Annotated in this window: 14 protein-coding genes; 12 read left to right on the top strand and 2 right to left on the bottom strand. The window is 37.8% G+C overall.

Translation table 11 applies throughout. The features are described from left to right. Positions 1 to 19 precede the first annotated feature (19 nt). The 6 genes from BAZO_RS02470 (at position 20) to BAZO_RS02445 (ending at position 6,562) form a co-directional block, all read left to right on the top strand. Positions 20 to 670, top strand: a complete 651-nt coding sequence (locus BAZO_RS02470) for an HD domain-containing protein (RefSeq protein ID WP_003329661.1) — start codon at positions 20 to 22, stop codon at positions 668 to 670. Then, positions 671 to 2,587, top strand: coding sequence for an ABC-F family ATP-binding cassette domain-containing protein (locus BAZO_RS02465; protein ID WP_003329659.1), 1,917 nt, complete (start codon positions 671 to 673; stop codon positions 2,585 to 2,587). A 37-nt stretch (positions 2,588 to 2,624) separates the two neighbouring features. Beyond that, a complete protein-coding gene (locus BAZO_RS02460; RefSeq protein WP_003329658.1) occupies positions 2,625 to 2,852 on the top strand; it encodes a hypothetical protein in 228 nt (75 codons plus the stop codon). A 106-nt stretch (positions 2,853 to 2,958) separates the two neighbouring features. Next, the gene (locus BAZO_RS02455; RefSeq protein WP_003329657.1) at positions 2,959 to 3,924 is read left to right on the top strand and encodes an AAA family ATPase; all 966 of its coding nucleotides are present in this window, start codon (positions 2,959 to 2,961) and stop codon (positions 3,922 to 3,924) included. 2 nt (positions 3,925 to 3,926) lie between these two features. Continuing rightward, positions 3,927 to 5,222, top strand: coding sequence for a DUF58 domain-containing protein (locus BAZO_RS02450; protein WP_003329656.1), 1,296 nt, complete (start codon positions 3,927 to 3,929; stop codon positions 5,220 to 5,222). Next, a complete protein-coding gene (locus tag BAZO_RS02445; RefSeq protein ID WP_003329655.1) occupies positions 5,222 to 6,562 on the top strand; it encodes a hypothetical protein in 1,341 nt (446 codons plus the stop codon). The genes BAZO_RS02450 and BAZO_RS02445 overlap by 1 nt, the downstream gene beginning before the upstream one ends. Positions 6,563 to 6,594: 32 nt before the next feature. Here the strand turns inward: BAZO_RS02445 and BAZO_RS02440 are convergent, their stop codons facing one another. Together BAZO_RS02440 and BAZO_RS02435 are read right to left on the bottom strand one after the other, a co-directional pair. Then, positions 6,595 to 7,338: a C40 family peptidase gene (locus tag BAZO_RS02440; protein ID WP_003329654.1), complete on the bottom strand. Its 744-nt coding sequence runs from the start codon at positions 7,336 to 7,338 to the stop codon at positions 6,595 to 6,597. 72 nt (positions 7,339 to 7,410) lie between these two features. Beyond that, positions 7,411 to 8,226: a polysaccharide deacetylase family protein gene (locus BAZO_RS02435; protein WP_003329653.1), complete on the bottom strand. Its 816-nt coding sequence runs from the start codon at positions 8,224 to 8,226 to the stop codon at positions 7,411 to 7,413. Positions 8,227 to 8,335: 109 nt separating this feature from the next. Here BAZO_RS02435 and BAZO_RS02430 point away from each other — a divergent pair, with 109 nt between their 5' ends. The 6 genes from BAZO_RS02430 to BAZO_RS02410 all read left to right on the top strand — a co-directional run bounded on the left by BAZO_RS02430 (position 8,336) and on the right by BAZO_RS02410 (position 12,733). Next, on the top strand, positions 8,336 to 9,118 hold the full coding sequence (locus BAZO_RS02430) for a class I SAM-dependent methyltransferase (RefSeq protein ID WP_003329652.1): 783 nt from the start codon (positions 8,336 to 8,338) through the stop codon (positions 9,116 to 9,118). 42 nt (positions 9,119 to 9,160) lie between these two features. Beyond that, a complete protein-coding gene (locus BAZO_RS21505; RefSeq protein ID WP_003329651.1) occupies positions 9,161 to 9,307 on the top strand; it encodes a YuzL family protein in 147 nt (48 codons plus the stop codon). A gap of 138 nt (positions 9,308 to 9,445) precedes the next feature. Then, the gene (locus tag BAZO_RS02425) at positions 9,446 to 10,612 is read left to right on the top strand and encodes an LL-diaminopimelate aminotransferase (RefSeq protein WP_003329650.1); all 1,167 of its coding nucleotides are present in this window, start codon (positions 9,446 to 9,448) and stop codon (positions 10,610 to 10,612) included. Positions 10,613 to 10,626: 14 nt separating this feature from the next. Beyond that, entirely contained in the window at positions 10,627 to 10,884 is a 258-nt protein-coding gene (locus BAZO_RS02420) for a hypothetical protein (protein WP_003329649.1), read from the top strand. A gap of 109 nt (positions 10,885 to 10,993) precedes the next feature. Then, positions 10,994 to 11,644, top strand: a complete 651-nt coding sequence (locus BAZO_RS02415) for a YpjP family protein (RefSeq protein ID WP_003329648.1) — start codon at positions 10,994 to 10,996, stop codon at positions 11,642 to 11,644. Between the two features lie 327 nt (positions 11,645 to 11,971). Continuing rightward, on the top strand, positions 11,972 to 12,733 hold the full coding sequence (locus BAZO_RS02410) for a C40 family peptidase (RefSeq protein ID WP_003329646.1): 762 nt from the start codon (positions 11,972 to 11,974) through the stop codon (positions 12,731 to 12,733). The last annotated feature ends 52 nt before the right edge of the window (positions 12,734 to 12,785 follow it).

The following is a 12,785-nucleotide window of genomic DNA, read 5'->3' as shown; positions in this document are numbered from 1 at the left end:
GAAAAGGGGTTAACCAATCATGGATAAAAACAGATTAATAGAAGAGGCAACAGCGTTTGTTCGCAGTGAGCTTGAAAACGAGGCAAGTGGTCATGATTGGTGGCATATTGCCCGGGTTACGAAAATGGCTAAGCATATTGCTGAACAGGAGGGCGCTGATGTTTTTATATGTGAAATGGCAGCCCTACTGCATGACATCGCCGATGAAAAATTAAATGAAGGCGGAGAGGAAGCCGGTCTTAAACGTGTGAAAGACTGGCTTGAAGTCCATCAAGCGGACAACGAAACGATTAATACAATCATTGAAATTATTTCTACGATGTCATTTAAAGGTGGCAACCACCCACCTATGACGACACTGGAAGGAAAGGTTGTTCAGGATGCGGACCGACTAGATGCCATCGGTGCGATTGGCATTGCACGAACATTCGCCTATGCCGGTGCACATGGTGATTTAATATATGATCCCGCTATACATCCACGTGAAAAAATGACAAAAGAAGAATATCGTGCGGTAAAAACAACAGCGGTCAATCATTTTTATGAAAAACTGCTTAAATTAAAGAATCTAATGAATACAGATACAGCTAAGGAAATGGCGGAAGCCCGCCATCAATTAATGGAGGACTTTTTACAAAAGTTTTATCATGAATGGGAAGGAAACTTGTAAATGAACATATTGTCCGTTGAAAATCTATCAAAAAGCTTTGGCGATAAGACATTATTTAATAATATAACATTTAGTGTAGCTGAAAAACAGCGTATTGGAATTATCGGAGTGAATGGGACGGGGAAGTCAACGCTTTTAAAAATATTGGCCGGGATTGAGCCGTCTGATGCAGGGGAAATCATCAAGCCGAAATCGTATAACATTGAGTATTTAGCGCAGAACCCGGAGTTTGAGGGGAATGGAACGATCTTAGATGAGATTTTTTACGGTGACACACCGCTGATTCGTTTGCTGAAAAAGTATGAAGAGGCCTTGATTGCCCTGCAAAAGGACCCGCTAAATGAACGAAAGCAAGACACGCTTTTTAAACTTCAACAGGAAATGGATGCAATGAATGCTTGGGACGCCAATACCCAAGCTAAATCAATCTTAACTAAGCTCGGACTTGATGACCACTCACAAAATGTTGGGCAGCTGTCAGGTGGACAAAAGAAACGGGTAGCAATTGCGAGAAGTCTAATACAACCGGCAGACCTGCTTATCCTCGATGAGCCGACGAACCATTTGGATATTGAAACGATCGAATGGTTGGAAGAATATATTACACGCTATCCTGGCGCGATTCTGCTCATAACGCATGATCGCTACTTTTTAGATCGTGTAACCAATGGAATTTTTGAGTTAGAGCAGGGGAATCTGTATAGCTATGAGGGAAACTATTCAACGTTCCTTGAAGCAAAAGCCATCCGCGAAGAAATTGAAGCAGCGAATGAAGATAAGCGTCAAAATCTGTTAAGACGGGAATTAGCTTGGATGAGGCGGGGAGCCAAGGCGCGGACAACAAAGCAAAAAGCAAGAATCCAGCGTTTTGAGGAGCTGCAAAATAAGCCGGGCCACCGTCAAAAAGACGATCTCGATATTGCTATCGGTGGTAGCCGTCTTGGTAAAAAAGTTTTTGAAATTGAAAATATCTCTAAGCAGTATGAACATAAAACGGTCATCAAAAACTTTTCATATATCGTACAGCCATTTGAACGAATAGGTATTGTTGGCCCGAATGGTTCTGGAAAAACGTCGCTGTTAAACTTACTGACAGGAAAGGATATCCCGGACGAAGGTACAATCGATGTTGGTCAAACGGTGAAAATCGCGTACTATACCCAAGAAAATGAAGAGATGAATCAAGAACAGCGGGTCATTGATTATATTAAAGAGACTGCTCAAATCATTAAAACAATTGACGGCAAGGAAATTACAGCATCCCAAATGCTTGAGCGATTTTTGTTTTCTCCTGCAATGCAATATACGTACATTAAAAAGCTGTCAGGGGGTGAACGCCGTCGCCTTTATTTATTGAAAATTTTAATGACAGAGCCAAATGTAATCATCCTCGATGAGCCAACGAATGATCTTGATATTGAAACATTGACAATTTTGGAAGACTACTTAGAGGAATTCCCAGGTGTCGTTTTAACGGTATCGCATGACCGTTTCTTTTTAGATAAAACAAGTGATATCCTGTTTGTGTTTGAAGGGGAAGGAAGTATTCGAATTTTCTACGGGTCCTATAGTGAATATTTAGATGAAGAAAAGCAAAAGCAAGAATTACTAAAAAAAGAAGAAGCCAAAGAAAAGGCTCAAGCTGTCACTACTTCAGAACAGTCGAACAAACCGAAAAAATTAAAACTAAGCTATAAAGAACAAAAAGAATGGGAAGGCATTGAAGACAAAATCATGCAGTTGGAAGAGGAAATATCAACCATCCAACAAGAAATTGCAAGTAGTGGCTCCGATTTTGCGAAAGTCCAACCATTATATGAAAAAGAGCAATCCCTAACAACCGAGCTTGAACAAATAATGGAGCGTTGGGAAGAGCTATCGGAGCTAGTTGAACAAATTGAAAAACAAAATGCATAGATAATCAAAACCAAAAATTAGAAGGGAGTTTTACGTTATGGCATGTGAAATCAACCACACGAAAGAGGATGTATTAAGCAAGCTTGTTAGTCAAAAGGCGTATTTGCCAACCGAGCTTTACCCAAAAATGGAAAGCTTTATTCAAACAGACCTGCCACAGGAAACGTTAAATGAAGTCTTTCATTTATTGAAAAAGTATGATCTGGCAGCAGAAGCCGAGCAACAGGAACGAAATGAAGTACTGAAGACAATGGTTAAGGGATAAACAAAGAAAAAATAAAATGTTAACTAACAATTCTCCTTATACTTAGGAACTAAAAACCTAATTATAAGGAGTTTTTATAAATTAGAGAGTGGGGGATTTTATAAAAATGAGCGCAAATCACTTACCTTCCATACAAAAGGAAGCATTGGAGCATTTATGGAAAGAGTTGTCTAAAAGCGTGATCGGACGAAAAGTGGAAATGAAGCTTCTATTAACAGCTTTGTTAACTGAAGGACATGTGTTATTGGAAGACCTTCCCGGAACAGGAAAGACAACGATGGTTAAAGCTTTTTCAAAGGGGCTGGATTGTGCCTTTTCACGAATTCAATGTACACCGGATTTACTACCGTCTGATATATTAGGTGCGTCGATTTTTAACCCGAAAACGAATGAGTTCTATTTGCGCAAGGGACCTGTTTTTACAAATGTATTATTAGTAGATGAAATCAACCGGGCATTACCTCGGACACAATCCAGTTTATTAGAATGTATGGAGGAAAAGCAGGTATCGATTGAAGGTGTGACCTATTCCCTCACCGCTCCATTCATTGTCCTGGCAACGCAAAATCCCGTTGATATGGAAGGCACTTTTCCACTGCCTGAAGCCCAACTAGACCGGTTCTTAATGAAATTAAAATTAGGATATCCAACGATAGAGGAAGAACAACAAATGCTTGGGCAAGTAGGGGATGAAATTCCTTTTGATCAAATTAATAGCATTTTTCAACCAGCTGAAATTCAAGCGATGCAAAGACAAACGCAAGAGGTACAAATTCATCCATCCATTATTCAATATATTACCATTTTGGCTCACGAAACACGTAATCATCCTTTACTATCAATCGGTGTAAGCCCACGTGCAAGTAAAGCGCTTTATAAAACAGTAAAAGCATGGGCGTTACTAAATGGACGTCATTATGTGATTCCGGATGATGTAAAAGAGATCGTCCAGCCTGTTTGGAATCACCGCCTTTTATTAAAACCGGAAGCGAGATTCAATGACACCCATTCAGAGGATATATTGAATGATATTATTTCGAAAACGGAAGTACCTGAAGAACAGGTGGTTTGACTATGAGTGAACAAAAACAAAATAGGTGTGAAAACAAGGATAATGAACTTCCTTTAAAAGAGACAAGCATCTTGTTTGAAAAATATGCGATCTGGTTTTGGCTCATTTGTTTATTAGCAGCAATCTGGTTTAGTTTCCTTCCGCTGATTGCGGTCAGTACATTATTAATTTTCATTAGTCTGATTACGATAATTTGGAAAGAAAAGTCTTTAAAAAATGTTAACCCGGAAATAGAGTTAAATAAAACAAGACTGTTTGTAGGAGAAGAGTTTCATATTGAGGCTTCCGTTAAAAATGATAAGTGGCTTCCGCTAGTTTGGCTCGAATGGGAATTTCCCAAAAAGGAGGCGGTTGTCTGGGGTGATCACGAACAGAATCTATACACGATTCGTTTATTATGGCTGTTATGGTACCAACAAGTAAAATGGACCATCAAAGGTAAAGGGAATAAGCGGGGAGTGTACAAAATTGGTCAAGTAGGATTAAGGTCGGGTGATGGCTTTCGTTTTACGGAAAAAAGAATTGTCCATTCCTTTCCAGAAAAGCTCTATATTTATCCTCGTTTGCTTCCTGTTCATGTACCCTCTTTTCGGTCTTCTATCCAATGGCAGATTAAAGGAAAACAGGGAGGGTATCTTGAGGACCCATTATTAGTGAACGGAATAAGAGAATACGAGCCGGGCGACGAGTGGAGAAAATTCAATTGGAAAGCAAGTGCACGAACAGGAAAAATGCTGACAAATGTTTACCAGCCTGTTGTGAATGAACAACTGTTTATTTTATTTGATGTAAGTGGTTTTGTCATCGATAATACTGCTTTTCAGGACAATCTACTCAAGCAGGAAAAATACGAGTTAAAAAAGAGTGAAGATTTTGAGTGGGTGCTTTCTGTCATTGCTTCAATTGCAGTTGCCTATCAAAAACAGGGGGTAAGCGTAGGTTTTTCAAGTAATGGTTGTCATTATAAAGGATATAAGTTAAAGTCAGTACCACCAATGAAAGGGTTTTTATCATTTTTGGACCAACTTGCTGAAATTATTGCTCAAGTTAGTCAAAAGGGAATGTCAATGTTTGATAAAATGTTATATGAAGGGAAATTATCCCATCCATTTATTTTTTTCTGTGAAACGATAACGAATGAGCATTATCTCTGGTACAAACGACATAAACACGAAATTGCGTTAGTCAGTTTTTATTATCTAAACGACAGTGACTTTTCTAAAAAACTAAAGAATATTTCAAAAAAAATGGATGTATTCATGACAACAGATAGTCAAGTGGTGAAAGGGTCATTTTGATGGGACAGCTTAAAATTATTACACAATCATTTATATTATTATTTAGTGAAGCATTATGGATGTATTATGTGATCGTTCTAAACACTAGTTTAGAATGGCAGCAAGTAATGGACTTAGATATTAAATGGTGGATAGCTGCATGGGTAGTTGGGTATTTTCTCAATAAAACGATGGCGGGCAAAATGAGCTTTCCTATTTTATTTTTAACCAATTCTATTATTCTATTATTTATTATTGTTCAGAATTGGAAAATGGCCGTTCCGGAAGGACACTTATTTTTGGGGATCGTTCTTAGCAGTGCTGTCGCTTTTGTATTTTTACGCAGTGCCTTCCTGAATAATCGAATACCAACACGTATGCAAATGGTCCGCCATTTTGAAGGTAATATCTTGTTATATATCATATTTGCAATATGCTTCACTGCAAATGAGTGGATGCAAACTGATGCGTACCATGCATTTTTCATAACGGCAATCATTTTGAGTTTAATGGGGATCGTCTTTTCTTTACAAAGTAATGAAAAAGAACAAATAGATGAAACAATGGAGATTAGAAAAGTAGGTCACTCAACATGGTTTACGGGGGTTATTACGGCGATTTTCGCAACTATAATATTACTAAGTTTTTTATTTTTAATTCCATCACTTCGAGGAATGTTATTAGCGATAACGATGAATAGTTGGGAAGCGCTTAAATGGGGTGGTTCCACTCTTTTAAAGGGACTCACATGGCTTATAAGTCTCTTTCCAACAAGTGAAACGAAGGGAACGCTTCCGATGATTGAGAATGGAGAGATGAAGCTCCCTGATCAGGTTCAAGAAGAAACCTTGATCAAATTGCCGTTACTGTGGATTTTTGGAGGCATAGCCTGTATTGCTGCTCTCTTATTCATCTGGTTGATAGCTAAATATAGCATACGAATAAAACCAGCAAAATCACTTAGGATACATCATGTGGTCATTGACAGAGAACCGTGGTGGTTGAATTTCAAACGGAAGTTCATACAGCTAATAATAGATCTGAAAAAGAAATGGCTCATGAAGTTTCCGCGATTTTATAAATCACCGCTCTTCTGGTATTTTTATCAAGTGCAAAAGTGGGGAAGAAAACATGGGATATTGCGATTACGAACGGAAACATCAAAGGAATTCATGGAAAAAGTAATTAGCTCTATTCCCACTCATCAAAATACTTTTTCGTACAATAATAAAAACTATCAATTATCCGATTTACTATTAAGATTACTGAATGATTATCAGGCTGCTTATTACGGCTCAACCGGAGAAACATCCATTGATGACTATAAAGTATTAATAAGCCAATTAAAAGAAATTCGCTAGAATCTCATAGATTTTAGCGAATTTCATAATTTCTAATCATATTGAGCAATTCTCTTAGAACCCAAGTATCTTTTACTCCAATAACTCTGACTGAGCTGACTAATTGTGACACCCTTTGTGGAGCCGGAGTGAATAAAGCGACCGCCCCCAAGATAAATACCGGCATGTGAAGGCCCCGGTTTATAAGTCTCAAAGAAAACTAAGTCACCAATGCTTGGTTTTTGGACCTCTATACTTTGATCCCAAATTTCACTAATCGTTCGAGGAATGGTAACCCCTTTTTTCGCAAATACATATTTAATAAAGCCGCTGCAATCGAAACCATTTGGTGTCGTACCACCCCATTTGTATGGAGTTCCTATTAAATTTAAGGCAAGCTGAAGAAATGTTCCGTCAAGTAAATGACTGTCTTTAAGTGATTGGACAGGAACTGAATCTTCATTTACGTTCTCTGTATGTATGGTTAGGGCTGCTAAAGTCTTTGCCCCAGCAATCCCATCAACCTTAATTCCGTGATGTAATTGGAATTTCTGTACAGCGGATTGAGTGTGGTTTCCATAGACCCCATCCACTCCGTACGGGTAGTACCCGAGTTGTCTTAAATTTTCCTGTAAAATCCGGACGGAAAGACCTTCATGTCCGTAGCGTAAAATAGTGCTTTCAGTAGCCGCTTTCTCGAATGATGCTTCAACATGAAGATTTGGGATCGAGACGGCAACTGCTGCCACGGCTGAGCTCATAAATAGCTTATGAGCTAAGCGCGTTTTTGAATTCATATCTTCCCCTCCTGTCTACATAAATTTGTCCATTCAGTTAAGATATTATGCGAAAAAAAAAAACAGCCCGATTCACGAGGCTGGTTCTGATGTATGCAAATTAAATTGTACAGGCTTGTTTGCATTTGTAATGGATTTGATTTTATATCCTTTTTCGTTAAGGTAGTCTAATAATTTCGGCAACATTTCAACAGTTACTTGTTTATCATGAAGAAGAACGGTTGGAATATAGCCTTTCTTTTCGGTCAAGTTTAATTGTTTAACGATATTGGTATAGACTTGGCCGGGATTATTATTTGTCCAATCCTCACTATCAATGTTCCAGTCCCAATAAATAAAATTTTCATTCTCCAGTCCGTTTTTAATATCATTTGTCAAATGAGGGAAACTGCCAAAAGGGACACGAATTAATGGGGTGTGAAACCTTGTTTGATCGTAAATAGCCCGCTGACATACCTTCATTTCATTGATGGCTACCTTTGGACTGGAATAAAACACATCTACCCGATGAGAAACACTATGGCATCCAACCGCATTGCCCTTTTTTATTATTTCTTTAAGAAGCGTTGGGTGCTTATCAATATTTCCTTTTATTAGAAAAAATGTAGCATGGGCATTCTTTGACTGAAGAATATTAAGAATATCTTGAGTATAACCGTTGGGACCATCATCAAAGGTCAAATAAATAACCTTATTAATTTGCTCATCTACTGGAAAAGAGGGGGATAATTGTTTTTTTTCAATGGAAGAAATAAAATGGGAACCCTCTTTTCCTTTTAGACCATCGGACTGAGCTTTAAAAGATGGAAAATTAAATATATTAGAAAGTATAATAGGCAGTGAACTAATAACTATTAATAGTGCAAATGTTTTTAGATAATGTTTCATGGTGTAAGATTGACGCTAATATTCACCTCTTTAACGCTTTACTATACCTATTAACTATATTACATTTATTCTATAATTTACAGGTAAAAATTTAGATTAAGGGGTTAAAATGATTATTACAACTGCAGGAAGAACGAACAATGAGATGGTTCAATTAGCTATTCGATATGCCACACTATTGCAAATACCTTACATATCGAGAAGAAAATTATCGGTAGAAGAAATAATGGTACAAGAGAAGGATGATGTATTAGTGGTCGGCCAAAACCGTTTGGATATATACCCATTGAATCATCCTCATGAGCCAATATTTTTTCACCCAAATTCAGCGATGTTTCGTGTGAAAAGAGTATTAAGAGGGGAGGATGATCCCCTTGTCTATGCAGCGGGGCTTAAGGAAGGAATGACTTTTCTTGATTGTACACTAGGACTCGGCTCTGATAGCATTGTTGCCAGCAGTGTTGTTGGGAAGACGGGGCGTGTCGTCGGGATAGAAGGAAATCGTTTTATTGCATTTTTACTCCAACATGGATTGAAGACATGGGAAAGTGGCAATGATGAAATGAATTTGGCAATGAGTCGAATTGAAGTTGTACAACGAAATAATCTCGACTTTTTAAAGGAACAAAAAAATAACTCGTTTGATGTTGTCTACTTTGATCCAATGTTCAATATGAAAATAGAAGAATCGGACGGAATAAAAGGTTTGAGGAATATTGCTCTTTACACAGATATTCTTGAAGAAACAATCGTGGAAGCAAAAAGAGTGGCAAATAAACGGATTATATTGAAGGACCATTGGAAAAGTACTAGGTTTGAAACATTTGGCTTTGCCGTTTTCCGCCGAAAAACTGCAAAATTTCATTTTGGTGTCATTGGAACGGATGATTAACAATTAAATTGGACACCTTACCGTTAGGGAGGTGGTTCGAACATGCCAAGAGAAACGAAAGCAGATCCAACAACAATCGGCCTTGGGTCTGCAGATGTGGAAGGTCAAGGAACGACTACGCAGGAAACTGGGAAATATAAAATGGACTCTTCACGTCGGAAAAAACGAAAAAAATCCGGTATCTTATAATGGAAGACTTAAAGGACTAATAGGAATTGATGCCAATAAGTTGGCATTGGTTCCTTTTTTTCTTAATGAACTGCACTCTCCCCCTCATTAATTGTGGTAAAATATTCTTCAAACAAAGAAATGGGGGCTAAGACAGTTATGGCTTTTATGACATCGAAATTAATGCAATCTTTTGAGACTAGTATATTTTCAGAATTAGCCGCATTCAAAAAAGAAAAAATTGCGCAAGGCATACATATGATTGACCTTAGTATTGGCAGTCCTGATCTTCCACCACCACCATTTATTATTGATGCATTGGTAAAGAATGTTCAGGATCCCACTCAATATGGTTATACTTTAACAGGGACAAAAGAATTTTATGAGGCAGTCCTAAGCTTTTATTCGAAGCATTATGGAGTTACCTTTAACCCTGAAACTGAAATAGTACAAATGAGCGGTTCCCAGGATGGTCTTCTTCATCTCCCTATGACTATATGTGACGAAGGGGATGTTATTCTCGTACCAGATCCGGGCTACACCGCGTACGCTGACGGTGTGCGAATGGCAAAAGCAGCTGCCTACCCCATGCCCCTCTTAAAGGAAAATGGATTTTTACCTGATTTAGATGCGATTCCAGAGAAAATCGCGGAAAAGGCGAAAATGATGATTTTAAATTTTCCTGGAAATCCGGTACCGGCAATGGCAAATAAGCCGTTTTTTGAAAAGGCCGTTGCTTTTGCTAAAAAATATGATATCGTTGTTATTCATGATTTTGCCTATTCTGAACTTGTTTTTGATGGTCAAAAACCTGTTAGCTTTCTTGAGGTAGAAGGGGCTTTTGACGTCGGGGTTGAATTTAATTCCCTTTCTAAAAGCTACAATATGGCCGGTTGCCGAATCGGCTACATGATTGGGAACAAACAGATTGTTGGAGCATTAGCGAAACTAAAATCTAACTTGGACTATGGTGTTTTTTCACCAATCCAAAAGGCTGCAACGGTCGCCCTCGTGAACGGCGATTCTTTCTTAAAAGAAAACAATAAGCGTTATGAATCAAGACGGGACGCACTGGTTGATGGACTCCGTACGATTGGTTGGGATGTGGAGCGACCACCGGCAACGATGTTCATGTGGGCAGAGATTCCAAAAGGATATACATCAAAAGAGTTCGCTATTAAGTTAATCGAAAAAGCAGGTGTTGTTGTCACACCGGGAAATGCATTCGGACCATCGGGGGAAGGATATGTTCGAATCGCTCTTGTTCAAGCAGAAGAAACATTAATAGAAGCAGTGCAAAAAATTAAAAACAGTGGTATTTTCTAAAGGAGATTTTTACAATGGATGAACTAACAAGATTACAATTATTAACGGAAGTGGTTATGGAATTTAGAACACTGCTGAGAAATGGAATGGAGGTTGATGAATTTGGGCAGATGGTCCTTGAAATTGTACAACAAGCAAATGACAGACACTTGCTCGAACTAGTTCAAGAAGCCTATGCACAAAGGCAAAAAAGCTTCGCTGCTATTGAAATACTAACTGAAGCCATGAGTTATATGCACGGTAAAATCGACCAACTCCCAAAAAGTATGTAAGTCTTTAGTTACATTTTTATTACAAAAGGGCTTATTCCTAGTTTTTTTACCAGAAACATGAGAAAATATTGAATAAATAATCAATAATAAAGACTGGGGAGACCAGCTCATGAAACTCTGGATGAGAAAACTTTTTGTCGTATTGGTAACCATTTTCACTTTTGGAACTGTTGTTCCGCAGCTATCAGTCGACATTGATAAAAATGTAAAAGAAAATAGTGATGTATCTGACCAAAATGATCGCTTATTAGTTGTTAATGACATAGAAGCATTAGAGGAAATAGAAACCGAAGAAAAAAGTGATCATTCATGGCAAAGTCTTGCGTTTTCGATTGATAATCACTCTGATTTAGTCACATCATTTACAGCTTATTCAATGATTCACGCTGAACAACAATCTATGATGAAATTTGGATCTACGATTGGTGATGTTATTGGCGACGAATTTAAACAGGTGATCCTGCCAAAAATTGAAGAGGCTATAGCTGGGCTTGCGGAAAGGGTTCCTGAAGATGATCTTCGTCAGTTGGTTATTTCAGAAAATCCAACTAGTGGACTTGGCGAAAAGATTTTTCATGTTTACCATAGCAATACAGGTAAGGATTTAATAAGATTCCATGTAAGACGGGACCATCCACCAAAGGAAGGGTATTGGTTTAACTTCCATTACCATACAGCCGAGGATGAGTTTTTAACTCATTATGATATGGGGTCGATTTATTGGGATAAAAATACTCCTCCGCATTGGATGAGTGCGTAAAAAAGAATAAAAGTTACATTTAAAAAACCGACATGGAAATTTGTCGGTTTTTTTACATTTATGCACTGGTAAATTTACCAAATGGGGAATTGTTCCAAAAACCTTCAAGCTGTGATGTAACAAATGTTATAGCTGATTGAGCTTTTTTAAAGTCCGGAAATGATCGGTTTTGGTTCCCTATATTGGCAGCTAGTCCAAGAAGTACCTAAAAAATTTGGCAGAAAAATTGTTATTATAGGGTCATAGTTTATGAGAAGCATGCGAATTATTAGTATATCAACATAATTTAATAACGAGAATAATACATACGAAGGAGAGAAAAACATCATGAAAAAGTTTATTATTACAGCAGGATTGGCGGGTACTTTATTATTTGCTTCGCAGGCTGATGCAGCCACGTACACTGTTAAAAGTGGGGATGTCTTATGGAAGATCGCGTATGACAATAATACATCTGCTTCACAAATAATAGAATGGAACGGGTTAACATCCGCAATGATATATCCAGGGCAAGTATTAAAAGTATCTCAAGATCTAACAAACTCCAAATATACTGTTAAAGCCGGTGATACAATCTATATCATTTCTCAAAAATATAATACTACGATAACAGCTATCCTTGCTATAAATGCGCAAATCACGAATCCAAATAATTTGTATATTGGACAAGTAATCAATGTTCCATCAACTTCTCAAACCGTGCCAGTACAGGAAACAACTGGTCAAGATATCATAAACAGTGGTAAGAAATACATCGGTGCAGGGTATCTTTATGGAGCTTCCACAACTAGGGCAGATGTATTCGATTGTTCTTCATTTATAAAAAGAGTATACGAGGAACATGGAATATATTTGCCAAGAACATCCCAGGAACAAGCTAATGCCGGTACGTCAGTTCCTTTTTCGCAAGCAAGAGTAGGCGATATCGTATCATATGATACAAATTTTGATGGCACGATTGATCATGCAGGTTTATTTGTTGACCCCAATACAATTTTGCATTCATCTTCTTCAAAAGGTGTGGATTACTCTAACACAACTTACTATTGGAAGGACCGTATGGTAAAGGTTACTAGAATAATAAAATAATAAAATAAAAGAAATTAAATCATGCCCTGGTACAAAAGTTTTTGACAAAAAA

The organism is Schinkia azotoformans LMG 9581, assembly GCF_000307855.1.
Classification (GTDB): domain Bacteria; phylum Bacillota; class Bacilli; order Bacillales; family Bacillaceae_J; genus Schinkia; species Schinkia azotoformans.
This window is presented reverse-complemented; position numbering and strand designations above follow the sequence as displayed.

What these genes read in the sequence shown, in the direction of transcription:
- BAZO_RS02470 (WP_003329661.1), top strand. Translation starts at nt 20, where the DNA reads ATGGATAAAAACAGATTAATAGAAGAGGCAACAGCGTTTGTTCGCAGT.
- BAZO_RS02465 (WP_003329659.1), top strand. Translation starts at nt 671, where the DNA reads ATGAACATATTGTCCGTTGAAAATCTATCAAAAAGCTTTGGCGATAAG.
- BAZO_RS02460 (WP_003329658.1), top strand. Translation starts at nt 2,625, where the DNA reads ATGGCATGTGAAATCAACCACACGAAAGAGGATGTATTAAGCAAGCTT.
- BAZO_RS02455 (WP_003329657.1), top strand. Translation starts at nt 2,959, where the DNA reads ATGAGCGCAAATCACTTACCTTCCATACAAAAGGAAGCATTGGAGCAT.
- BAZO_RS02450 (WP_003329656.1), top strand. Translation starts at nt 3,927, where the DNA reads ATGAGTGAACAAAAACAAAATAGGTGTGAAAACAAGGATAATGAACTT.
- BAZO_RS02445 (WP_003329655.1), top strand. Translation starts at nt 5,222, where the DNA reads ATGGGACAGCTTAAAATTATTACACAATCATTTATATTATTATTTAGT.
- BAZO_RS02440 (WP_003329654.1), bottom strand. Translation starts at nt 7,338, where the DNA reads ATGAATTCAAAAACGCGCTTAGCTCATAAGCTATTTATGAGCTCAGCC.
- BAZO_RS02435 (WP_003329653.1), bottom strand. Translation starts at nt 8,226, where the DNA reads ATGAAACATTATCTAAAAACATTTGCACTATTAATAGTTATTAGTTCA.
- BAZO_RS02430 (WP_003329652.1), top strand. Translation starts at nt 8,336, where the DNA reads ATGATTATTACAACTGCAGGAAGAACGAACAATGAGATGGTTCAATTA.
- BAZO_RS21505 (WP_003329651.1), top strand. Translation starts at nt 9,161, where the DNA reads ATGCCAAGAGAAACGAAAGCAGATCCAACAACAATCGGCCTTGGGTCT.
- BAZO_RS02425 (WP_003329650.1), top strand. Translation starts at nt 9,446, where the DNA reads ATGGCTTTTATGACATCGAAATTAATGCAATCTTTTGAGACTAGTATA.
- BAZO_RS02420 (WP_003329649.1), top strand. Translation starts at nt 10,627, where the DNA reads ATGGATGAACTAACAAGATTACAATTATTAACGGAAGTGGTTATGGAA.
- BAZO_RS02415 (WP_003329648.1), top strand. Translation starts at nt 10,994, where the DNA reads ATGAAACTCTGGATGAGAAAACTTTTTGTCGTATTGGTAACCATTTTC.
- BAZO_RS02410 (WP_003329646.1), top strand. Translation starts at nt 11,972, where the DNA reads ATGAAAAAGTTTATTATTACAGCAGGATTGGCGGGTACTTTATTATTT.